The sequence below is a fragment of the Mycolicibacterium psychrotolerans genome, assembly GCF_010729305.1.
In the GTDB taxonomy this organism is placed as follows: Bacteria; Actinomycetota; Actinomycetes; order Mycobacteriales; family Mycobacteriaceae; genus Mycobacterium; species Mycobacterium psychrotolerans.
Genome location: NZ_AP022574.1, coordinates 4,906,931 through 4,928,406, shown reverse-complemented (window position 1 = coordinate 4,928,406; position 21,476 = coordinate 4,906,931). Strand labels below are relative to the sequence as shown.

Below are 21,476 nucleotides of genomic sequence, written 5' to 3'. Positions count from 1 at the left end.
CAGCAGTCGGTGCCAAAATGGTGACGTGAGCAACGGGGCCAGGTCGAAACCAGACCCGGGCGCGCGACCGCTGCGCGACACACTGTCGCAGCTGCGCCTGCGTGAGCTGCTGATGGAGGTACAGGACCGCGTCGAGCAGATCGTCGAGGGCCGCGACCGGCTCGACGGTCTGGTCGAGGCGATGCTGGTGGTCACGTCGGGACTCGAGCTCGACGAGACGCTCAAGACGATCGTGCACACGGCGATCGACCTGGTCGACGCCAAATACGGGGCGCTCGGCGTGCGGGGGCACGACCACGAACTCGTGGAGTTCATCCACGAGGGCATCGACGAGGCGGGACGGCATCTGATCGGCCACCTACCCGAGGGCAAGGGCGTGCTGGGGGTGCTGCTCGACGATCCCAAGCCGATCCGGCTCGACAACATCTCCCACCATGCGGCCTCGGTCGGCTTCCCGCCGAACCATCCCCCGATGCGGACCTTCCTCGGCGTGCCGGTTCGGATCCGCGACGAGGTGTTCGGCAACCTGTACCTGACCGAGAAGGCCGGCGGGCAGCCGTTCAGCGAGGACGACGAGGTGCTGGTGCAGGCCCTCGCCGCTGCGGCCGGCATCGCGATCGACAACGCCCGGCTCTACGAGCAGTCCAAGATCCGGCAGTCCTGGATCGAGGCCACCCGCGACATCGGAACCGAGTTGCTGGCCGGCACCGATCCGGCGGCTGTCTTCCGGCTGGTCGCCGACGAGTCGCGCAAGCTCAGCGGCGCCGAGGCGACGATCGTCGCCGTTCGCGCCGATCTCGACGAACCCGCGGGGGAGGTGGACGACCTCGCCGTCGTCGCCACCACCGGTACCGGACCGGCGGTGGAACTGCTCGAGATCCCGACCTCGGGCACGGAGATCGGCGACGTGTTCGTCAACCAGGTCCCTGGCCGGTTCGACACGCTGCAGTTGGCTGACGGGTGCATCGCGCACGGCCCCGCGCTGGTGCTGCCGATCCGCGCCACCGACACCGTCGCCGGGGTCCTCATCGCCGTGCGCCCGCCGGGTGGACTTCCGTTCAGCGTCGACGACCGGGACATGATGGCCGCGTTCGTCGACCAGGCGGCGCTGGCCTGGCAATTGGCGACCACGCAGCGCAGGCTGCGCGAGCTCGACGTGCTCACCGACCGCGACCGCATCGCCCGCGACCTGCACGACCACGTCATTCAGCGGCTGTTCGCGGTCGGATTGGCCCTACAGGGCACGATTCCGAGGGCGCGCACCCCCGAGGTCCAGCAACGGCTCTCCGAGTCCGTCGACGATCTGCAGCAGGTGATCCAGGAGATCCGCACCGCGATCTTCGACCTGCACGGCGGTCAGTCCGGCATCACCCGGCTGCGGCAGCGGCTCGACGAGGCGATCGCGCAGTTCGCGACACCGAGGATCCGCACCACGGTGCAGTACTCGGGCCCCCTGTCGGTCGTCGACGCCGCACTCGCCGACCACGCGGAGGCCGTGGTCCGGGAGGCTGTGAGCAATGCCGTCCGCCACGCCGACGCGACGTCGCTGGCGATCAGCGTGGTTGCCGACGACAACCTGTGCATCGACGTCGTGGACAACGGGCGCGGGATCAGCGGTGACATCACCGGTTCAGGTCTGGCCAATCTGCGTCAGCGTGCCGCCGACGCGGGGGGTGCGCTGAGCCTCGAAGCGGTCGAAGGGGGCGGCACCCGCCTGCGGTGGTCCGTGCCGCTGCGCTGACGGGGTCACGGGGTCAACATGATCTTCACGTGCCCGTCGGCCCGCGACATCGCGGCGGCGTAGCCCGCTGCGGCGTCGTCCAGCGGCATCCGCGCGGTGAAGATTCCGCTGACGTCGAGGCGGCCCGCCTGCAGCAGCGCAATGAGTTCCGGCCACGTCTGCTGCACAGGAGCGGTGGCGAACCTGATCGTCAGGCTCCGCAGCAGGCAGGCCAGCGCCGGCAGCGGATAGGGCTGCAGGTCGTGCACACCGACCACCGACACCGTGCCGCCGGTACGCACGCAGGCCAGCGCGTCGTCGAGTGAGGCGTCGGTGCCGACGGCGTCGATCACCGCGTCGGCCCCGAGTCCGGCGGTGGCCTCCATTACCGCGGCGGCGCCGGGCACCGGCACGGGTGTCGCACCCGCCCGCGCGGCCAGGTCGCGGCGCGCCTCGACCGGATCGATCGCGAAAACCCTTGCCGCGCCGAGGACATAGGCGCTGCGGAGCGCGCACTGGCCAACCGCGCCCGCACCGATGACCGCGACGGTCCCGCCGACCGGGATGTCGGCGCGCTTGGCGGCCGCCCAGCCGGTGGCCAGATTGTCGGTGAGCAGGAGCGCCGCTTCGGTGTCGATCCCCTCCGGGATCCGCAGAAGCTGGAAATCGGCCGCGGGCACCGCCAGCAGGTCCGCCTGAGCACCGCCGAGCAGCCCCGAACCGAAGATCTGCGGACCTGACACGCACTTCACGGGATCGGCGGTGTGGCAGCCCGTACACCGGCCGCACCCGGCCACGGAGGACACCAGCACCCGATCCCCGACCGCGAATCCCTGTACCTGCGGCCCGATTTCGGCCACGACGCCGACGGCTTCGTGCCCCACGGCGACCGGATCGACGATCGGGAAGTGTCCCTCGAGGAAATGCAGATCCGAACCACAGATGGCGGTCGACGTCACCTCGACGACGGCGCCGTCGGGTCCCGGCAACCCGGGGTCGGGACGGGTGTCGACGCGTACCGCGTGGTCCGCGTCGATCAGCACGGCACGCATGTCAGACCGTCTCCTCTGTGTCGATGCGGAACTGCGACCAGTCGGGCTCCTGCAGTGCCTCCCGGTATTCGCACAGCCGCCACGGGCTGACGGTGTGGATCTCGCCGTCGTCGTTCTTGAAGTAGGAGTGCTCGATGGCCGGATGAGCCCACACCGTCTGGGTGATCTTCTCCTGCGTGCGCCGATGCCACGCCGCGGTCGGTTCGGCCAGGGGCTCCATGGATCTGGCGCCACGGGAGATCAGTTGCGCCAGACAGGAGTTGATATAGCGCATCTGCAGTTCCGAGTGCATGATCAGGCTGCCGCCGTGCGCGAGGTGGGTGCCGGGCCCGTACATCATGAAGAAGTTCGGGAACCCCGGCACGGTGATGCCGAGGTAGGCGAACGGCCGGCGACCCCACTGCTCGTGCAGATCGGCGCCGTCGCGTCCGGTGACCCTCATCGGCATCAGCACCTCGGTGGCGTGAAAGCCGGTCGCGTACACGATCACATCCGCGTCGTGTGTCACGCCGTCGGTGGTGACGACCCCGCGGGGGACCACGCGCTGCAGGGGTGTGCGTACCAGCGTCACGTTCGGCCGTTTCAGGGTCGCCAGCCAACTGCCGTTGTCTTGCAGCGTGCGCTTGCCGGTGGCCGGGTAGTCGGGCAGCACGCGGGTCAGCAGGTCCTCGTCGTCACCGACCTGAGTGGTGATCCAGTCGGTGAACATCATTCGCGCCAGCGCATTGATCTCGCTGACCGCGTGATCCTGGTCGGCGTAGGTGGGGTCGACGCGGGCGGCGTCGAGGCCTTTGTCGGCGCCGGGCCACAGCAGCAGGAATCGGTACCAGCGCGCGTAATACGGCAGGTTGTCCATCGCCCAGCGCACTCCGTCGGGAACCCCCTCGTGGTACATCGGGTTCGGGAACATCCATTGGGCGGTGCGCTGGAACACCTCGAGGCGCGCGACCGTGTCTGCGATCGCCGGGGCGATCTGGAAGCCGCTGGCGCCTGCGCCGACGAGTGCCACCCGCTTACCGGTGAGGTCGACGTCGTGATCCCAGCACGCGGAATGAAAAGACGGACCCGCGAACGTATCCCGGCCGGGCAGGTCGGGCAGACTCGGCCGGTTGAGCTGTCCGACGGCGGTGATCACCGCGCGTGCGGTGAGCGTGTCGGTTCCCTCGCCCGTGCGCACGGTCACCGTCCAGCTGGCCGTCGGCTCGTCCCACTGCGCCGACAGCACCTCGGTGTTCCACCGCACGTGCGGGCGGAGGTCGTGGCGATCCATCACGTCGGCGAAATAGGCCGCCAACTCCGGCTGTTCGGCGAAGAAGTGCTGCCAGTGGTTGCTCGGTTCGAAGCTGTAGCAGTAGAGGTGATTGGCGACGTCGACGCGGGCACCGGGGTAGGTGTTCTCCCACCAGGTGCCACCGGGTCCGGCGTTCTTCTCCACGATCTGGAACGGAATCCCGGCCTGCGCGAGGCGGATGCCGGCGAGGATTCCCGATTCACCGCAGCCGATCACGAGGACCGGCAACGCCGCTGCGCGCTCGGGGTCAACCGGCGCGGGCCGGCGCGGGTCGACGCCCTCGAGGTCGAGCTCCTCGAGCACCAGCGGGAGATTGGCGTCATCGACCGGTTCGCACGCCGCCCAGTCCAGCATCTCCTTGACGAGTTCGGGCGGCAGTGGCGGCAGCGGCGGGCAGCCGCGGTCGCGGTAGTCGACGATCACCGGGAGCGCGGCGTGACGCGCACGGGCTTTGTCCTCCTCGGTCATGAAGCCCTGAACCTCGTTGAGGAACAAGCCGGCCTGCGAGAAGTCGCGGATGAAGCGGGGGTCGCCGGTGAGGTGGACCATCGACAGCAACAGGGTCGGGATGCTGACGTCGGCAAGTGCTGCGGCGATCTCGTCGGTAGGAGTGTCGAATCGCCGGCCTGCGTGGAATGTCCGCGTCACCGGTACCCCTCTCGCCATAACGCAACGTTGCGTAGCGTATATGCGCGATGGGCGGAGCGCAATGGGCCGACGCCCTGGCTCCCGCCGCAGGATGTACCCGCAGGTCAGCCGGATTCCTCGGGACGAAAAGAGTGGCGGAAATCGCCTGCGCACCGTCGCCATCGGGCGCACAATCGAGGCATGCATGCGCCGGAGGACGGGGTGCGTGGGGTCAAGCCTCCGGTGCGACCGCGGTAAGGCGCGGTGCGTAGGGAGGAGGACGGTCATGGTGACCAAGTTGTGGTTCGGAGTGGGCGCTGCCGCCGTGCTTGTCGGCGCGGGCCTGGTCGCCGCCGGTCCCGCGGCGGCGCAGTCACCGTGTGGAAACTTCGAGGTCTGGGGAAACGGCGGCGGCCGTTGCGATTCCGCGCCCGGCGCTGACGGCAGTTTCACCCGGTGCGACACGGTGTACGTGTTGGGCATCGGTGGTACGACCTGCTATTTTGTGCCCGGACCGCCGCCGCCGGGATGAGGGCGCTGGCGGCGGCCGCCATCGCCGTCGTGTGGTGACCGGCCGCGATCACTTCTCGCCGAGACCCATCAGCTCGGTGACGTGGTGATCCCGTCCTGCGGTGTAGCCGCCGTCCACGGCGATGGCCTGGCCGCTGACGAACCCGGCGTCCGCTGACAACAGGAATGCCGCCACAGCGGCAACCTCTTCGGGGCGGCCGAAACGCCGCAACGTGTGCTCGTGGCGCAGTTCCTCCCGAGGGCCTGCCATACCCTCGATGCCCATCACCGATTCGAACAGCGGGGTCTCGATGAAGCCCGGGCAGATCGCATTGACGCGAATCCCGCTGGGGCCGTAGTCGATCGCCGCGTTCTTGGTCAGCAGGACGACGCCGCCCTTGGAGGCGTTGTAGGCACTTCCCCCCGCGGTGCCCTCGAGACCCTCGACGCTCGACAGCGTCACGATCGCCCCGCGCTCGCCGTCCACCCGGTCCTGCGTGGTCATCTGGGCCAGCGCGGCACGCATCACCACGAACGTGCCTTTGAGGTTGATGTCGATGACCCGGTCCCACTCCTCGTCGGGCAGCAGATGTACCGGACCGCCCCCTCCGACGCCGGCCGAGTGCACGACGCCGTCGAGTCGTCCCGCCCGGTCGACCACCTGCTCGACCGCCGCGCGCACGAGAGCGCCGTCGAGCACGTCACCGCGCAGGAAAGTGACCGCATCCCCCAGGTCCGGCGCATCGGGCGCCAGGTCCATGCCCACCACCGTCGCCCCCTCGGCCGCCAGTCGCCGCACCGTGGCCGCCCCGATGCCCGAGGCCGCGCCCGTCACCAGAACCCCTTTACCGACAAGCCCGTTCATCGGCACAGTATCGCCCAAGTCGTGATTCACCACGCTCGTCTTCGCTCAGCGCGCGGTGAGGCGCGCGACGACCACACCGAATCCTGACCATGCACCTGCGCTCATCTGTATGGTGTGGCCATGTCGGCGGTCCCCAGAGCCGCACCACCCGGATCCCGACGACGACGAATTCACCACGGCGCCAACGCAGGAGGAACCATGACAGCACGGCTGGCCGGCAAGGTCGCGCTCATCAGCGGCGGGGCGCGCGGGATGGGCGCCTCACACGCGAAGGAGATGGTGGCCCACGGGGCCAAGGTGGTGTGCGGCGACATCCTGGACGCCGAAGGCGAACGCGTCGTGAGCGAATTGGGCGACGACGCGCGCTACGTCCACCTCGACGTCACCAGACCCGAGGATTGGCAGTCGGCGGTGGACACCGCCGTGAAGGCATTCGGGACCCTCGATGTACTGGTCAACAACGCCGGCATCCTCAACATCGGCACGATCGAGGACTACGACATGGCGGAGTGGCACCGCATCCTCGACATCAACCTGACGGGAGTGTTCCTCGGGATCCGGGCCGCCGCGGGCCCGATGAAAGCCACGGGACGCGGGTCGATCATCAACATCTCGTCGATCGAAGGCATGGCGGGCACCGTGGCCTGTCACGGCTACACCGCGACCAAGTTCGCAGTGCGCGGGCTGACGAAGTCGACCGCCCTGGAGCTGGGACCGTTCGGGATCCGGGTGAACTCCGTGCACCCGGGGCTGGTGAAAACGCCGATGGCGGACTGGGTCCCGGAGGACATCTTCACCACGGCGCTTGGCCGCATCGCGCAGCCCAGGGAGGTCAGCAACCTGGTGGTGTATCTGGCCAGCGACGAATCGAGCTACTCCACCGGTGCGGAGTTCGTCGTGGACGGCGGCACGATCGCCGGCCTTGCGCACAAGGACTTCTCCGCCGTCGACGTCGGCGCGCAACCCGACTGGATCGCCTAACCGTCTGCGGACCGATCCATCCGCCGACCGAGTTCCGTGCGGGAGCTGATGCCCAGTTTGCGATAGACCCGCGTGAGATTGTGCTCGACGGTCTTGGCGCTGATGAACATCGCCGCGGCGATGTGCTTGTTCGTGGCTCCGGTGGCGGCCATCTCGGCAACGCGCCGCTCGGAGGGCGTCAGCGCAGTGACATCGTCGTTCGGTACGACCACGGTGCGGGCGAGTTCGGCACGCGCACGGCGTGCCCACAGCGGGATGCCGAGCCGTTCGAAGGTCTGCAGAGCCTCGGTGAAATGGGCTGCCGCCGACTGTTTCTGGCGCAGCCGCCGCTGCAGCTGGCCGAGCACGAGCTGAGTTCGGGCCCGTTCGAACGGCATCGGGAGCTGGGCATGCTCGGTCATCGCCCGATGAGCCGTCCGCTCGGCGGCAGCGACGTCGCCGGCGGCGGCGTGGAGGATGGCCCGGCACCGTGCGCCAACGGCTTTCATCCAGGCGCGGTCGTGCTCCGCGCCGTCGCGCTCCAGTCGGCTGGTGAGGGCGTCGGCTTCGTCGAATCGTCCGACCCCGACCATCGCCTCGATCGCGTCCGGCAGGTGCCAGGCGTACATGATCTCGGTGGACAGCGCGGGGCCGGAGAGAAACGACTCGTCCAGGGCGGCCAAGGCCTCCCGGTGGTGGCCGAGCGACTCCTCCAGGAAACACAGGGTCATGCCGGGCCAGTCGGCGATGTGAGAAGCGCTGCGGCTCTTCGTCGCCGCGATCACCCAGCGCAGGGAAGCGCGGTGTGCTTTCCATCCGCGGCGCGTGCCGTGGTGTTCCTGCAAGGCGGCGGCCGGACCCGTCGCCTGCGGGCTCGGGTGGCCGGGACGGTACGCAACGCGGATGGCAGGCCGGCGCCGCGACCGGCGCGGTCACGGCCTAACGTGTTCGCCGCAGGGAGCGGTGGCCAGGACCAACCAGACTGTGTCAAGTCTCGCCGGCAATCCAGTCGGCGGTGAACTGTTGCATTCGACGCACGTCGCGGGCGATAAGGTCGACGACGAAGTGCTCGATCTGCCTGCCCACCACAGGAATCCGCACCTGCACGGTTCCCTCCACGCGTAGCCGCGAACCAGTCGAAACAGTTTGCAGCAACATCGTTCCAGCGCCCGTGGTGGGCACTCCGCGGGCAGCGATCCTGAACTTTCCGTATGCCTTCCCTCCGACATGGGGTTCCCACGACTCGGTTCTCGTGATTGCGGCGTTGCCCGGCAGCATTCGGCCGATCGCGCTCGGCAGCATATCCCGCCGCAGGTCCTGAGTGGTGTGAACAACTATGCCGCCGGCGGGATCGATGACCAGCGAGTCGAGCGTTGTTGAGTCGCCGCCGAAGGCGAGTCGGGCCAGCCAGTAGGACTCTTGACCGAAGGCCGCTATCACGTCGGCAACTCCCGTAGAAGCTCCGGCCGTCACGTCGAATGGACTCGGCATTTCAAACACCTATTATCCACAGCCACAGCGTGGTCTTGCCGATGCCGGCCTCGCCCTCGATGATCAGCCCGGTGGGCCGGGACGACGCGGAACCGAGGAATCCAGCAACCATCGGATCGTCGAAGGATCCTGCGGGAGCGGGCGCCACGCTCTCCACTATCGCAGCGGGCAAAGAACCGCGCAAAGTCCGTACGACATGGCCGGTCAGCGCACTGCGACGACCACCTTGCCGCGCGCGGTCCGGTTCTCCAACGAGGCGATCGCCTCAGCGGCGCGGTCCAGCGGGTACACCTCGGGTTGCGGTGCAGGCACCGCTCCGGAGGCCAGCAACGGTTCGAGCTCGGCCCACTGCTCGGCAAGGTAGCCCGGGTGGGTCATGGTCCACGCCCCCCAGCCGACCCCGACCGCGTCGACGTTGTTGAGCAGCAGCCGGTTCACCTTCACGGTCGGGATCTCGCCGCCGGTGAATCCCACCACGAGCAGCCGGCCACCGGGTGCGAGCGAGCGCAGCGAATCGGTGAAGCGGTCCCCGCCGACCGGGTCGAGCACGATGTCGACGCCGCGCCCGCCGGTCAGCTCCTTGACCGCGTCCTTGAACCCGTCGGCCGCGATCACGTCCGACGCGCCGGCGGCGCGCGCCACCTCGGCCTTGGCGTCACTGCTCACCACGGCGATCGTGCGGGCCGCGCCGAATGCGGGAGCCAGGCGCAGCGTCGAGGTGCCGATTCCGCCGGCGCCGCCGTGCACCAGCACCGTCTCGCCGTCGCTCAACCGTCCGCGCGTCCGCAACGCGAAGTGCACCGTCAGGTCGTTGAACAACAGGCCGGCGCCAACTTCGAACGACACCGAGTCCGGCAGCTTGAACAGCCTTTCCGGTTGCAGCGCAACGACTTCGGCCATCGCTCCGTAGAGCATCGTGAGGCCGGCGACCCGATCGCCCGGTTGCACGTGTGCGCCGGCGGGGGCGCTGCGCACCACGCCGGCGATCTCGGCGCCGGGGCTGTAGGGCAATTCGGGCTTGTACTGGTAGAGCCCACGGGACTGCAGTGCGTCGGGAAAGGCGACGCCCGCGGCGTGTACGTCGACGAGCACGGTGTCGTCGCCGGCGGCGGGTTCGTCGACCTCGACGAGTTCGGCGGCCTGCGGCCCGTCCAGGCTGGAGATCTGTATCGCGCGCATCCGACCATTGAACCGCACCGGTGCGCGCGCCCTGCGACGGTACAGTCACGAAATCCGGCAACATGGGCATCCGCAGCGCAGCAATCGAGGAGCGGCTATGGCGACACGTGACGGGGTTCGACGGCGTAGCGCCGGGTTCGCGCCCGCACAGGGCCTGACCCACGGCCGTGTCGTCGACGTGCGCTCACGCGACGGGGTGCGACTGCACACCGAGGTGTTCGGTCCCGAGGACGGCGCCCCGGTGGTGCTGGCCCACGGCATCACCTGCGCGCTGCGGGTGTGGGCCTACCAGATCACCGACCTGGCCCGGCACCACCGCGTGATCGCGTTCGACCACCGCGGCCACGGCCGCAGCGGAATCCCGACCGGCCGGAACGGCTACAGCCTCGACCATCTGGCCGCCGATCTAGACGCCGTGCTCGAGGCGACACTGGCCCCCGGCGAGCGCGCCGTCATCGCGGGGCACTCGATGGGAGGCATCGCCATCACCTCCTGGGCGGAGCGCCATCCGGATCGGGTCGCGCAGCGCGCCGCCGCGGTGGCACTGATCAACACGACGACCGGTGACCTGCTGCGCCATGTGAACCTGCTACCGGTGCCGGCATCGTTGTCTGATGCCCGGGTCCGCGCGGCGGGCACGGTGCTGCGCACGTTCGGCGGTGCACCGCTGATCCGCGCCGTCGACCGGCCGAGCCGCCGGTTCGTGCAGATGATCGCCGTCGGTCGCGACGCCGATGCCGCGGTGGTCGACTTCGTGTTCGAGCTGTTCCACACAACGCCCCCCGCGGGGCGGGGCGGCTGGGCGCGGGTACTGGTCGACCACCTCGGTCCTCAGCACATCGGTCTGAAGAACCTGACGGTCCCGACGATGGTGATCGGCAGCGCGAAAGACCGGCTCCTGCCGATGGTCTCGGCACGACGCATCGCCGCCACCGCGCCGAATCTGGCGCGCTTCGTCGAACTGCCCGGTGGGCACTGCGCGATCCTGGAGCGGCCTCACGACGTCAACGAGCAACTGCGGTGGCTGATCGAGACGGCCGGTTCTCAGGAACGCCGCGTCAGCTCCTGATGCGCCTCCCCGGCAGCGCGCACGCCTGAGCGCACCGCACCGTCGAGGAATCCCGTCCAGACGTCGGAGGTCTCGGTGCCCGCCCAGAAGATGCCGTCGACCGGAGCCCGCAGCCATCGGCCGTACGTCGTCCACGAACCCGGCGGAACCGCGGCAGTCGGACCGCCCGGCGCGAATTCCGCTGTGCCCCAGCAGTAGTCGAGGTAGTCGAGCGGGGTCGATGCGGCATCGCCGAACAACGCGGCGAATCCGGCAAGCGCCGTCTCGCGGCGCTTCTCCGGCGGCAACGGGTCGAACGTGCGCGCGTCGGTGAAACCGAGCAGCACGCCGGGGCCCGCGTCGCCGGGGCTGACGTCGAACGTGATGAACACCGGGCCCTCGTCGGACAGTGCCTCGCCCGAACAGCCGCCGTCGCGCCAGAACGGTCGGTCGTAGGCGGCATAGGCCTTGCTCAGGTGACCCTGCGGCCAGTGCCGTGCGAGCTCCTCGTACTCCCCGGGCAGCGGCGGATCGAACGCGATCGCGGCGCGATGCTGGGGCGGCACCGCGACGATGACGGCACCCGCGGTGAACTCGCCGCGCCCGGACACCACGGTCAGTGCGCCGGCCCGGCGCTCGATGCGCTGCACCGCGGCGCCGAGCACCACTCGCTCACCGAGGTGTTCGGCCATCCGTCGCGCGATCTGCTGGGTGCCGGCGAGGAAACGGTCCTGCTGCGCGCCACCCTTGACGTCGAGCATGCGGCCCAGCCCGCCTGCGGCCTTGACGTAGCGCGCGGCATGCAGCATCGACACCGCGTCGGGCTCACACCCCCACGTCACCCGCGCCATGATCGCCATCAGGTCGCGGGTGGACGCACCGGCGTGCATCGAACGCAACCACTGCTCGAGGCTTTGTGCGTCGAGGTCCCCGGCGATCGGTGACGTCCACGGATCGGCGACGGGAACCCTGCGGCAGATCCGCTCGAAACGCCACTGGATCCGTGACACGTCGACCAACTCCAGGATCGACAACCGTGGGATCGTGCTGCGGTAGGAGCGCACCCGGCCCCGCCAGCGAATCAGGTTCTTGCCGTGGCCGTACGTCGGCACCGAGTCGCAGCCCATCTCGGCGGCCAGCGCCAGCACGGCATCCTGCGTCGGCCCCACGAACGTCGCTCCGAGGTCGACGGGCACGCCGGCGACCTCGCCGGTGAAGGACCGGCCGCCCACGCGGTCGCGCCCCTCCAGCACCAGCACGTCACGTCCGAGGCGGGTCAGTTCGCGCGCTGCCGACAGGCCGGCGAAGCCCGCTCCGACGATGATGACGTCTGCCATGACAGCGATTCTGGCGTGTCCGTCGACGCGTAGCGACGATTTGCACGCCGAAATCACGCTAATGTCGCCGCTTGTGCAGGTGATGACGGCGTTGTTCGGTCCCGTCGGCGCGATCGAGCGGGCGACGGCCCTGCGCGACGCGGGCGCGAGCGGGGTGTTCACCTTCGAGGGGCCCCACGACGTGTTCTCGCCGCTGACCCTGGCCGCCACGGTCGGCGGGCTGGATCTGATGACCAACGTCGCGATCGCGTTTCCGCGCAACCCGATCCACCTGGCCCACCAGGCCGTCGACCACCAGCTGCTCTCCGGGGGGCGCTTCACGCTGGGTCTGGGCACGCAGATCCGCACCCAGATCGAGAAGCGCTTCGGCGCGGAATTCGCGCACCCGGTGGAGCGGATGCGCGACCTCGTCGGTGCGTTGCGCGCGATCTTCGCCGCGTGGAGCACAGGGGAGCGGTTGGACTATCGCGGCGAGTACTACCGGCATACGCTGATGACGCCGACCTTCAGCCCCCGCGAGAAGTTCGCGCCGATTCCGATCTACGTCGGCGCGCTGGGCCCGCGCCTGACGCGGATGGCCGCCGAGGTCGCCGACGGGCTGCTGGTGATGCCGTTCGGGTCGAAGCGCTTCCTCACCGAGGTGACCATGCCCAACGTAGACGCCGGCCTGGCCGCGGCCGGGCGCGGCCGCGCGGATCTGGCGATCGTCCCCGAGATCATCGTGTCGGTCGCCGATTCCGATCCCGACCATGCGTCGGCCCGGCGGCTTCTGGCGTTCTACGGCTCCACCCCCGCCTATCGGCCCGTGCTCGACGTGCACGGCTGGGGGGACCTGCAACCGGAACTGCACGCGCTGTCCAAGCAGGGCCGGTGGGCCGCGATGGGCGGGCTGATCGACGACGACGTCCTGCACACGATCGCCGCGTGTGGCACCCCCGCCGACGTGGCCGCGCACATCCGCGACCGGGTGGCCGGCGTGTCGGACCGGATCTGCCTCTACCAGCCCGGGCCGATCCCGGTCGATTCGTTGAGCGAGATCGTCGACGCGCTGGCAGGCGGCGCCTGATCGGCGACGAATCCGCCGACGGCCATCGCTGTCACCGGGCCGGAGAACCCTTCCGTCAGGGTTTCGCGGCGGGGATGGCGTCGGCGTAGGGGCCGGTGCTGCGGTCGTGCAGCGGATGAACGACCATGTACACCAAGCCGATACCGACGACAACGGCTGCCGACAGCGCGACGATCCAGTTGTCGTACCACGGCGCGTCCGGCGTCCTCGGCCACGCCATGTTCACCATGGCGGTGACGCCGTAGAGAAGCGCCGCGACGTTGACCGCCAGTCCCCACTTGCCCATCGTGTACTTGCCGCTCGGGATCCATCCCTTCAGGCGGGCGCGAAGTGCGGCCAGCACCACCATCTGGAACCCGAGATAGATGCCGAAGGCGGCGAAGCTGATGATCTTGGTGATGGCGTCTGTCGAGAACTTCGAGCCCACCACGATCACGGCGGGCACCACGGCTGCGATGAGCAGCGCGTACGGCGGCACGTGGCGGGTCGCCGAAAACTTCTTCAGCAGCGCACTTCCCATGATCATGCCGTCGCGACCGTAGGAGTACGCCAGGCGGCTCGCGGCGGCCTGCAGGCTCATCGCGCAGGACAGGAACGAGATCAGCACGATGGCCAGAATCGCCTTGGACCCGACCGGACCGAAGGCCTCGTTCAACACGGAGCTGACGGGGTCGGTGTTCTCGCCCGAGATGACGCCCGGGATGTCGGTGACGGACAGCACCAGGGCCAGGCAGACGAATGTCGCTGCGGCGCCACCGACGTAGATGGTGCGGCGCATCGCCTTCGGGATGAGCCGGCCAGGATCGGGCACCTCCTCGGCGACGTCGCCGCACGCCTCGAAGCCGTAGTACTGATAGATGCCGATCAGTGCCGCGGCCGCGAACGCCCACAGGTAGGTGCCGTCGCCGCCGGCGCCGAAGCTGTCGAAGAGCACGCCGAGATTGTGGTGCCGGTGTCCGACCAGCAGCCACACCCCGACGACCAGGGCGCCGACGAGCTCGGCGGTGAAGCCGATGATCGCTGCCTTGGCAAGGACTTTCGTGCCCATGAAGTTGATGACCGTCGCCAGCATGAGCAGCGCGAGGGCGAAGCCGATGGTGTTGTTCACCGTGGCGTCGATGCCGAGCGTGGCCGCGATGTAGGGCCCCGCGCCGTAGACCACTGACGCGATGGTGACCAGTAGCGCCACCATGTACACCCAGCCGGTCATCCAGGCGTATCGACGTCCCCACAACCGTCGCGCCCACGGATAGACCCCGCCGGCGACTGGAAACTGCGCGACGATCTCGCTGAAGGTGAAGGCGACCAGCAACTGCCCCAGACCGACGATCAGGAAGCTCCAGATCATCGGCGGACCGCCGGTGGCGAGCGCGAAGGCGAACAAGGTGTACACCCCGACGACGGGGGACAGGTAGGTGAAACCGAGCGAGAAGTTCGCCCACGGGCTCATGTCCCTCTTGAACTCCGACTTGTAGCCGAGCGCGTGCAGGTGCGCGGCGTCGTCGTGATCGTGGAAGGAATAGAAGTCGTCAGCGGGGCTGCCTGGTGTGCTCGTCTGTGTCATGGCGTGCCTTCTCCCGGAACTGTGACGCGGGTCATTGTGCCGAAAAACTACAGTCCTATTGTTTAAAGGGCAACCGGAACCGGAGAATTGCCCCGGAATCGAGTAGATTGCCCACGGGCCTACCGGGAGGAGTGGCGCTTGTCGTCGTTGTCGCCGCTCGTTGCCGCCGAAGCCCCGATGGGCCGCGCGGACGAAATCGTGCAGCGCATCACCGAGGCCATACACCTCGGACTCCTCGACGACGGGGAGCGGCTGCCCGTCGAGGTGGATCTCGCCGCCCAGTTCGGGGTGGCACCGATGACCGTGCGCGAGGCACTGGCCACGCTGCGTGAACAGGAGCTGATCGAGACGAGGCGCGGCCGCAGCGGGGGCTCCTTCGTGCGCAGGCCTGCGGGTCCACCGATCGACCGGCTCACCGCGCGGCTTGCCGCCATGAGTGCCTCGGACCTGCGCGATCTGTTCGACGAGCACACCGCCATCGCCGGCCAGGCGGCACGGCTGGCCGCCGAGCGGGCCGCGCCCTACGTGGTTCGCAGGCTCTTCGCCTTCACCGACCAACTCGGTGTCGCGGCGACGCTGGGCGACCGGATCCGGGCGGACAGCCGCTTCCACATCGAGGTGGCTGTGGCCTCCCAGTCCGCCCGGCTGGCACGCCGCGAGGCGAACCTCCAGGCCGAGGTCGCGGGGCTGATCTGGTTGCCGATCGGGCCGACGATCGACGTCGCCGCCTATGTCGACGAGAAGCACGCCATCGCCGCGGCGGTGGCCGCCGAGAACCCGCAGGAGGCCCGGCGGTTGGCCGAAGGCCACGTGATGGGACAACTCGCCCGCCTGACCGCGGTCAACCTGGATCTCTCGACCGGAGGGCCCGGCTCATGACATCCGATTCACTCGCGAACCGCCTGGCCGAGCAGGCTTCGCTGACACTCGAGCCGGTCTATGCGTTGCTCGCCCGCGTCGCCGACGAAGTCCTGCGCAGCCGGCCGCCCCACCAGGCTCTGACCGAGGCGCACTTCAGCAACCTGCAACGGCTGCTGGCCGAGCTTCTGGAAAGCGAACGCAGCATCGTCTGGGGCATGGGTTTCGTCGCCGCGCCGTTCGTCGTCGAGGGGCGGGAGCGCTACATGGCCTGGTGGCAGCGTGTCAACGACCGGGCGACGCGGCTGCGCCTCAACTTCGATCCGACCAGCATCGACGTCTACGACTACCTGCAGATGGACTGGTATCGACTCGCTCAACGCGGGGACCCGCGGGTGGCCTACGGTCCGTACGTCGACTACAGCGGCTCCGACATGTACACGATCACCGCCGCGATCCCGATCGTCGTCGACGGCGCGTTCCTCGGTCTGGTGGGGGCCGACCTGGTGGTCGGAGAGGTCGAGCACCGGCTCTTGGAGGTGCTGCGCCAGACCTCCGAGGATGTCGTGGTGGTCAACGCCGAGCGCCGGGTGATCGCAGCCAACACGCCGAGATGGATCGTGGGGTCCCGGCTCGGCGCGCTGCCGTCGGCAGGGCCCCAATCGGATCCGGCGGCGTTCAAGGACGTCGCCGACATGCCGCTCGGCAACGGGTGGGCCCTGGCGATCGCCTGGCCCGTGGAACCCACCTGACGTGCGCGGCGGTTTCCTCTTGACATTAAGCATCTACTTTTAGAGTATTTAGCGATAACGCGGTCGCGATCACTCGGAGGTAGTACACATGTCGCCGGTCACCTTCAGTTCCCCTCCGGCGTTCGACGTCGCCGATCCGGAGTTCTCGATCACCTCGCAACAGGTCCACGACGCCCGCGAGCGCAGCTGGTATGCGACCACCCCGTACGGGATCGCCGTCCTGCGCTACGAGCAGATGAACGCACTGCTGAAGAGTCGCAAGCTGCGACAGGGCAGCGTCGCGTGGCCTGCGCACAACGGCGTGACCGAAGGCCCGTTCGCCGAGTGGTTCGCCAGCTGGATCCTCAACAAGGAGGGCGAGGAGCACCACCGGCTGCGCCGGCTGATGAACCCGGCCTTCTCGCCGAAGCTCCTGACCGCGCTCGTGCCGAGGTTCCAGGCCCTGGCCAACGAACTCGTCGACGACTTCTCCGAGCCGGACCGGTGCGAGTTCGTCTCGGAATTCGCCGAACCGTACGCCGCCCGGGTCATCGCGATCATGCTGGGAATCCCCGAAGAACACTGGAAGGTCATCGCCACGGAGTCGGCGACCATCGGACTGGCCCTTGGCGTGACACTGCGTCAGGATCTTCCCAAGATAGAGGCCGCCCTGCAGCGGCTGTATGCCTATTGCGATGAGTTGATCGCCGATCGCCGCGCTCACCCACGCGACGATTTCGTCACCGCGCTCGTCAACGCCTCCCGCCCGGAAGACGGAAGGCTGTCCGACACCGAGCTTCGAGAAGCCATGGTGCTGCTGATCTTCGGCGGTTTCGACACCACCCGCAACCAGCTCGGCCTGGCCATGCAGACCTTCATCGCCCATCCCGATCAGTGGCGGCTGCTCGCCGAGCGGCCCGACCTCGGCGGGAAGGCGGTCGAGGAGGTCATGCGGGTCAACCCCACCGTGCGCTGGGTCACCCGCGAGGTCCTCGAGGACTTCGAATTCGAAGGCGTCGAGTTCACCGCCGGCACCACCGTGCACCTCTACAGCGAGTCGGCGGGCACCGATCCCCGCGTCTTCGGACCCGGTTTCGACATCACCGCGGAACGTAAGCCGCACTTCGGCTTCGGCGGTGGGGTGCACCACTGCCTCGGCCACTTCGTGGCGCGCTCGGATATGAGCGAGGCGCTGCCCCTCCTGGCTCGCCGGCTGCGTGATCCGCACGAGTTGCCCGGCGCTACGTGGCTTCCCGATTCGGGAAACACCGGACCGATCAGCCTGCCCATCGGGTTCACGCCCGCCCAATAACCCCGCGCCCCTGTGAAGAAAGGACCTCTCATGCGTATCACCGTCGACCGCAACCTCTGTCAGGACCACGGCCAGTGCACCATCGCCGCACCTAACGTGTTCTCTCTCAACGACGACGGGAAGCTCGAGTACGACCCCCATCCTGACGACGCGGAGCGAGCCGCCGTCGAGGAGGCGGTCGACGTCTGCCCGGCCCAGGCAATCTCCTTCGCGTACTCCGTCACCGAGGTGAACCGATGACGACCACACCGCTCGACGCGCACCGGCAGCTCAATGCGACGAGCCCCGACTTGACCGAGGCGCAGGAGATCATCGACGACCGCGGAGTGGAATTCGTCTACTTCCAGGCCATCACGATCACCGGACGTGTCGTCGGCAAAGTAGTGCCGGCCCGGCACTTCGCACGGCTGGCCGTCAAGGGGGTGCAGCAGCACCAGACCGCGGTCGCCAATCTGCAGAGCACCCGCGAAGGCGATCTGATGGCGGGCGGAGTGCACGCGCCTGAGTACACCGCAGTTCCGGATCTGGACACCTTCGCCGTTCTGCCGTGGGACACCAGCTTCGCCCGGGTCTTCTGCCGGCTCTACGAACCCGACCACCTCGTCGACCGGGCCGGCACCGAATTCGCCTGCGACAGTCGAGGATTGCTGCACCGTATGCATGCCGGGTTCTCCGACCGGACCGGGTTGCAGTTGCGCACCGGGTGTGAACCGGAGATGACCTGGCAGGGCGAGGGGCTGGAAGCGCAGTTCCGGCCCGGCTCCAGCCCGGCCTACCACATCGAACACCTGGAACGAAACCGCCCGATCGTCAAGAAGGTCGTCCAGTACGCGCAGGCGTTGGGCCTGGACATGGTCGAAGGTGATTACGAGGACGAGTTCCAGGTCGAGCTGAACTTCATGTTCGACCGAGCCGATCTGACCGCCGACCGGCTCACCACCTACCGGCAGATCTGCAAACAGGTTGCCCGCGAACTGGGTATCCACGCGAGCTTCATGCCCAAACCCGCCACCGGGATGATGGGTAACGGCTGCCATCACAACTTCAGTCTGTGGCGGGACGACGAGGTCAACGTGCTGGTCGACCAAGGCGTGACCGAACTGCACCTGTCCGATGTCGGACGGCACGCCCTCGGTGGTCTGCTGGCGCACTCGGCGGGCGCGATGCTGGTGAACGGGTCCACGGTGAACTCCTACAAGCGCTACTGGGACGCAGGACAATTCGCGCCGTCGCGAATCAACTGGGGACTCGACAACAAGACCTGCACGGTCCGGCTTTCGGCGAACGGGCGCCTCGAGTACAAGCTGCCCGATGCCGCGGTCAACCCCTACCTGTCTCACGCGGTGATCCTGGCGGCTTGTGAAGACGGCATGAAGAATGCGATCGATCCCGGCGCGCCAACACGCGGATCGTCCTACGACACGGTGCAGGACGAGCGGTTCCCAGCCCTGCCGCTCACGCTGGGCGAGGCGATCGACGCCTTCCGCACCGACGACGTGCTGACCCAGGCGCTCGGCCCGGAGTTGTCGGCGCTGCTCGTCGACTTCCACGCCGACGAATGGGCCCGCTTCTGCGGCTACGTCACCGACTGGGAGCGTCAGATGTACTGGAACGACGCACCGTGACCGGGTTGCCTTCTGATCCGCTGCGCCTGGCCTGTCTGGACGCCGAAGCGCCCCCGCTGTTCTCGCTCTGGACTCCGGAGCGCGGCAGGCAGGGCTACGAACCCGCGGTCGCCGAAGCGCTGGGCGCGCAACTCGGCCGGCCCGTCGAATGGGTGCGGGTGCCCTGGGTCGACATGATCCCCGCGGTACAGCGGGGTGATGCCGACGCGGTGCTGTGCGGCCAGGGCATCACCGCCGATCGGCAGGCCCAGGTCGACTTCACCCGGCCCTACGCCGTGTTCCACGAGGGTGTGCTGATCCGGCGAGGCGACGACATCCACCGTCCGGCCGACCTGGTCGGCCGCAAAGTCGCCGCGATCGAGAACAGCACGAACATGGCGCTGGCCGAGACCTTCACCGGCGCGGTGCCGGTGCCCTTCGGCGCCGGATCCGACGACGTGTACGCCGATATGCTGGCCGCGCTGCTCGCCAAGGACGTCGACGCCGTCGTCGACGACGACGTGGTGTTCGTTCCGCTGGGTGCCACGCACCCCGACTACGAACTCGCATTCACCGTGCAGACCGCTAACAAGTGGGGGATCGCGGTGGCCAAAGACCGGCAGGACACCCTGGCCGAGATCGATGGCGCACTTGGCCGGCTCGTCGACTCCGGCCACCTGCGCGAGGTGTGGGAGGAGTGGTTGCCGACCCTCGACTATCCGTTCGGGAAGTGACGCGACCGTTGGTGGCGGTGCCCGGCCGCCGCGCCCCGCACGTGCCGATTCTGCGTTTCTCGGCGACGCTGGTCGCCGAGGCGATCTGTGAGGCGGTGTGGGCTGCCGGAGGGGAGCCGGTGACCCTGCACGGTCCCGCCGCTGACCCGGGCGCTGAATTACCCGGCCGCTTGGCACATTTCGACGGGGTGCTGCTGCCCGGCGGTGCCGACGTGGAGCCGGAACGCTACGGTGCCGACCCCGACGCGCGCACTCACGACACGGTGGCCTTCCAGGACGAGTTCGATCTGGCCGTGACCCGTGCGGTACTCGAACTGGACCTGCCGGCGCTGGCCATCTGCCGGGGGATGCAGATTCTCAACGTCGCGTTGGGCGGCACCCTGGTCCAGCACGTCGAGGAGACCGACACGGTGCACCACAACGCCATTCACCCGGTGTCGGTGAGCGCCGGGTCCCGCCTGCACGCGATCGTGGGTACTGAGACCATCGACGTGTCGTCCTATCATCACCAGGCGCTGGCGCGACTGGCGCCCGAGCTGACCGCCACGGCCGTCGCCTCGGACGGCGTCATCGAGGCGGCCGAGCACCGGCGCGCCGACATCATCGCCGTCCAATGGCATCCGGAGGACCGCCACGCCACTTCCAGCACGGATGCGGCCCTGTTCGCCGATCTCGTCGACCGGGCACGTAAACGAAAGGACTCTCGATGACCGACCGGGTCCAGCTGCGCGATGTCATTCCGGCGTCGCCCGCTCCCGAGCAGCCCCGTGCCCACGTCTGCGTTCTCGCCTCACTGAACTTCCCGGACATCAGCCCGGCGGATGCCGCGCTGATCCGGCGGTTCACCCGCGTGGCGCTGACCACGCTGCACGAGCTCGGCGCGTCACACGACGTGTGGGACACGACGGCCCCCCTCGAAGACGCCTCCCGCGCAGCCGAATTCGACGGCCTGCTTCTCCTCGGCGGCGGGGACATCGATGGATCCTGCTACGGCGCCGTCACGCCCCATTTGAAGGCCTACGGCGTCGACCTCCGCGCTGACCGGGATGCGCTCACCGCGATCGCGGCCGCCGAGGCCGCCGACCGCCCGATTCTCGGCATCTGTCGGGGCTCGCAGTTACTCAACGTCGCGCGCGGCGGCACGATCATCGGGGACATCGTCGACTACACCCTGCATCACGGAGCGCCCGGCGAACCGGAGTTCGTCGACGAGCCGATCGAACTCGTTCCAGGGACCAGGCTGGCCACGATCCTCAGCGCGCAGCGCGTCATCGGACGGTCCGGCCATCACCAGGCGGTGGACCGACTGGGTACCGGTCTCGTCGTCGCGGCGCGGGCGTTGGACGGCATCGTCGAGGCGGTCGAGGATCCGCACCGGTGGTATCTGGGGGTGCAGTGGCATCCGGAGGACGATGACGGCCCGGAGGCCGATCGGAATGCGCTGTTCACCGCGTTCGTGGATGCAGCCGAACGGGTGCGACGCGAGAAGCTGGCCGCGGCCGCCGCCGGAGAGTAAGACTGCTCTTC

Annotated in this window: 22 protein-coding genes; 13 read left to right on the top strand and 9 right to left on the bottom strand. The window is 68.6% G+C overall.

The genetic code is table 11. The features are described from left to right. The first annotated feature begins 25 nt into the window (after nucleotides 1-25). On the top strand, nucleotides 26-1,741 hold the full coding sequence (locus G6N45_RS23910; RefSeq protein ID WP_179965230.1) for a GAF domain-containing sensor histidine kinase: 1,716 nt from the start codon (nucleotides 26-28) through the stop codon (nucleotides 1,739-1,741). Nucleotides 1,742-1,746: 5 nt separating this feature from the next. On the opposite strand, the gene G6N45_RS23905 is transcribed toward G6N45_RS23910, so the two are convergent. Both G6N45_RS23905 and G6N45_RS23900 read right to left on the bottom strand, forming a co-directional pair. Further along, nucleotides 1,747-2,772, bottom strand: a complete 1,026-nt coding sequence (locus tag G6N45_RS23905) for a zinc-binding dehydrogenase (RefSeq protein ID WP_163725686.1) — start codon at nucleotides 2,770-2,772, stop codon at nucleotides 1,747-1,749. Nucleotide 2,773: 1 nt separating this feature from the next. Next, nucleotides 2,774-4,711: a flavin-containing monooxygenase gene (locus G6N45_RS23900; RefSeq protein ID WP_163725682.1), complete on the bottom strand. Its 1,938-nt coding sequence runs from the start codon at nucleotides 4,709-4,711 to the stop codon at nucleotides 2,774-2,776. 265 nt (nucleotides 4,712-4,976) lie between these two features. Here G6N45_RS23900 and G6N45_RS23895 point away from each other — a divergent pair, with 265 nt between their 5' ends. Beyond that, complete coding sequence (locus G6N45_RS23895; protein ID WP_163725679.1) at nucleotides 4,977-5,222, top strand: hypothetical protein; 246 nt, start codon at nucleotides 4,977-4,979, stop codon at nucleotides 5,220-5,222. A gap of 48 nt (nucleotides 5,223-5,270) precedes the next feature. Here the strand turns inward: G6N45_RS23895 and G6N45_RS23890 are convergent, their stop codons facing one another. Continuing rightward, a complete protein-coding gene (locus G6N45_RS23890; RefSeq protein ID WP_163725677.1) occupies nucleotides 5,271-6,065 on the bottom strand; it encodes an SDR family NAD(P)-dependent oxidoreductase in 795 nt (264 codons plus the stop codon). Nucleotides 6,066-6,263: 198 nt separating this feature from the next. On the opposite strand from G6N45_RS23890, the gene G6N45_RS23885 reads away from it, so the two are divergent. Then, on the top strand, nucleotides 6,264-7,046 hold the full coding sequence (locus tag G6N45_RS23885; protein WP_163725673.1) for a glucose 1-dehydrogenase: 783 nt from the start codon (nucleotides 6,264-6,266) through the stop codon (nucleotides 7,044-7,046). On the opposite strand, the gene G6N45_RS23880 is transcribed toward G6N45_RS23885, so the two are convergent. The 4 genes from G6N45_RS23880 to G6N45_RS23865 all read right to left on the bottom strand — a co-directional run bounded on the left by G6N45_RS23880 (nucleotide 7,043) and on the right by G6N45_RS23865 (nucleotide 9,695). Further along, nucleotides 7,043-7,810 carry a helix-turn-helix transcriptional regulator gene (locus G6N45_RS23880; RefSeq protein WP_246228778.1) on the bottom strand — a complete coding sequence of 256 codons (768 nt, stop codon included), beginning with the start codon at nucleotides 7,808-7,810 and terminating at the stop codon, nucleotides 7,043-7,045. The two genes, G6N45_RS23885 and G6N45_RS23880, sit on opposite strands and share 4 nt — an antisense overlap. 202 nt (nucleotides 7,811-8,012) lie before the next feature. Continuing rightward, nucleotides 8,013-8,516, bottom strand: coding sequence for a DUF2505 domain-containing protein (locus tag G6N45_RS23875; protein WP_163728977.1), 504 nt, complete (start codon nucleotides 8,514-8,516; stop codon nucleotides 8,013-8,015). 1 nt (nucleotide 8,517) lies between these two features. Then, nucleotides 8,518-8,664, bottom strand: coding sequence for a hypothetical protein (locus G6N45_RS23870; RefSeq protein WP_163719591.1), 147 nt, complete (start codon nucleotides 8,662-8,664; stop codon nucleotides 8,518-8,520). A 56-nt stretch (nucleotides 8,665-8,720) separates the two neighbouring features. Continuing rightward, nucleotides 8,721-9,695 carry an NADPH:quinone oxidoreductase family protein gene (locus tag G6N45_RS23865; protein ID WP_163725670.1) on the bottom strand — a complete coding sequence of 325 codons (975 nt, stop codon included), beginning with the start codon at nucleotides 9,693-9,695 and terminating at the stop codon, nucleotides 8,721-8,723. A gap of 97 nt (nucleotides 9,696-9,792) precedes the next feature. On the opposite strand from G6N45_RS23865, the gene G6N45_RS23860 reads away from it, so the two are divergent. Next, on the top strand, nucleotides 9,793-10,764 hold the full coding sequence (locus tag G6N45_RS23860; RefSeq protein ID WP_163725667.1) for an alpha/beta fold hydrolase: 972 nt from the start codon (nucleotides 9,793-9,795) through the stop codon (nucleotides 10,762-10,764). Here the strand turns inward: G6N45_RS23860 and G6N45_RS23855 are convergent. After that, entirely contained in the window at nucleotides 10,740-12,080 is a 1,341-nt protein-coding gene (locus G6N45_RS23855; RefSeq protein ID WP_163725664.1) for a flavin monoamine oxidase family protein, read from the bottom strand. The two genes, G6N45_RS23860 and G6N45_RS23855, sit on opposite strands and share 25 nt — an antisense overlap. Before the next feature lie 82 nt (nucleotides 12,081-12,162). On the opposite strand from G6N45_RS23855, the gene G6N45_RS23850 reads away from it, so the two are divergent. Beyond that, complete coding sequence (locus tag G6N45_RS23850; protein ID WP_163728974.1) at nucleotides 12,163-13,146, top strand: TIGR03617 family F420-dependent LLM class oxidoreductase; 984 nt, start codon at nucleotides 12,163-12,165, stop codon at nucleotides 13,144-13,146. A 55-nt stretch (nucleotides 13,147-13,201) separates the two neighbouring features. On the opposite strand, the gene G6N45_RS23845 is transcribed toward G6N45_RS23850, so the two are convergent. Then, on the bottom strand, nucleotides 13,202-14,710 hold the full coding sequence (locus tag G6N45_RS23845; protein ID WP_163725660.1) for an APC family permease: 1,509 nt from the start codon (nucleotides 14,708-14,710) through the stop codon (nucleotides 13,202-13,204). A gap of 138 nt (nucleotides 14,711-14,848) precedes the next feature. Between G6N45_RS23845 and G6N45_RS23840 the strand changes: the two genes are divergently transcribed. The 8 genes from G6N45_RS23840 to G6N45_RS23805 all read left to right on the top strand — a co-directional run bounded on the left by G6N45_RS23840 (nucleotide 14,849) and on the right by G6N45_RS23805 (nucleotide 21,465). Continuing rightward, on the top strand, nucleotides 14,849-15,589 hold the full coding sequence (locus G6N45_RS23840; RefSeq protein WP_235570216.1) for a FadR/GntR family transcriptional regulator: 741 nt from the start codon (nucleotides 14,849-14,851) through the stop codon (nucleotides 15,587-15,589). Beyond that, a complete protein-coding gene (locus G6N45_RS23835; protein ID WP_163725657.1) occupies nucleotides 15,586-16,320 on the top strand; it encodes a cache domain-containing protein in 735 nt (244 codons plus the stop codon). Before G6N45_RS23840 ends, G6N45_RS23835 begins: the two co-directional genes overlap by 4 nt. An 88-nt stretch (nucleotides 16,321-16,408) precedes the next feature. Beyond that, the gene (locus tag G6N45_RS23830) at nucleotides 16,409-17,611 is read left to right on the top strand and encodes a cytochrome P450 (protein ID WP_163725654.1); all 1,203 of its coding nucleotides are present in this window, start codon (nucleotides 16,409-16,411) and stop codon (nucleotides 17,609-17,611) included. A gap of 30 nt (nucleotides 17,612-17,641) precedes the next feature. Further along, nucleotides 17,642-17,851, top strand: coding sequence for a ferredoxin (locus tag G6N45_RS23825; protein WP_163725652.1), 210 nt, complete (start codon nucleotides 17,642-17,644; stop codon nucleotides 17,849-17,851). Beyond that, on the top strand, nucleotides 17,848-19,236 hold the full coding sequence (locus G6N45_RS23820; protein WP_163725649.1) for a glutamine synthetase family protein: 1,389 nt from the start codon (nucleotides 17,848-17,850) through the stop codon (nucleotides 19,234-19,236). The genes G6N45_RS23825 and G6N45_RS23820 overlap by 4 nt, the downstream gene beginning before the upstream one ends. Beyond that, on the top strand, nucleotides 19,233-19,949 hold the full coding sequence (locus G6N45_RS23815) for an ABC transporter substrate-binding protein (RefSeq protein ID WP_246228777.1): 717 nt from the start codon (nucleotides 19,233-19,235) through the stop codon (nucleotides 19,947-19,949). The genes G6N45_RS23820 and G6N45_RS23815 overlap by 4 nt, the downstream gene beginning before the upstream one ends. Further along, nucleotides 19,946-20,659, top strand: a complete 714-nt coding sequence (locus G6N45_RS23810) for a gamma-glutamyl-gamma-aminobutyrate hydrolase family protein (RefSeq protein ID WP_163725642.1) — start codon at nucleotides 19,946-19,948, stop codon at nucleotides 20,657-20,659. The genes G6N45_RS23815 and G6N45_RS23810 overlap by 4 nt, the downstream gene beginning before the upstream one ends. Beyond that, a complete protein-coding gene (locus tag G6N45_RS23805; protein WP_163725639.1) occupies nucleotides 20,656-21,465 on the top strand; it encodes a gamma-glutamyl-gamma-aminobutyrate hydrolase family protein in 810 nt (269 codons plus the stop codon). Before G6N45_RS23810 ends, G6N45_RS23805 begins: the two co-directional genes overlap by 4 nt. Nucleotides 21,466-21,476 lie beyond the last annotated feature (11 nt).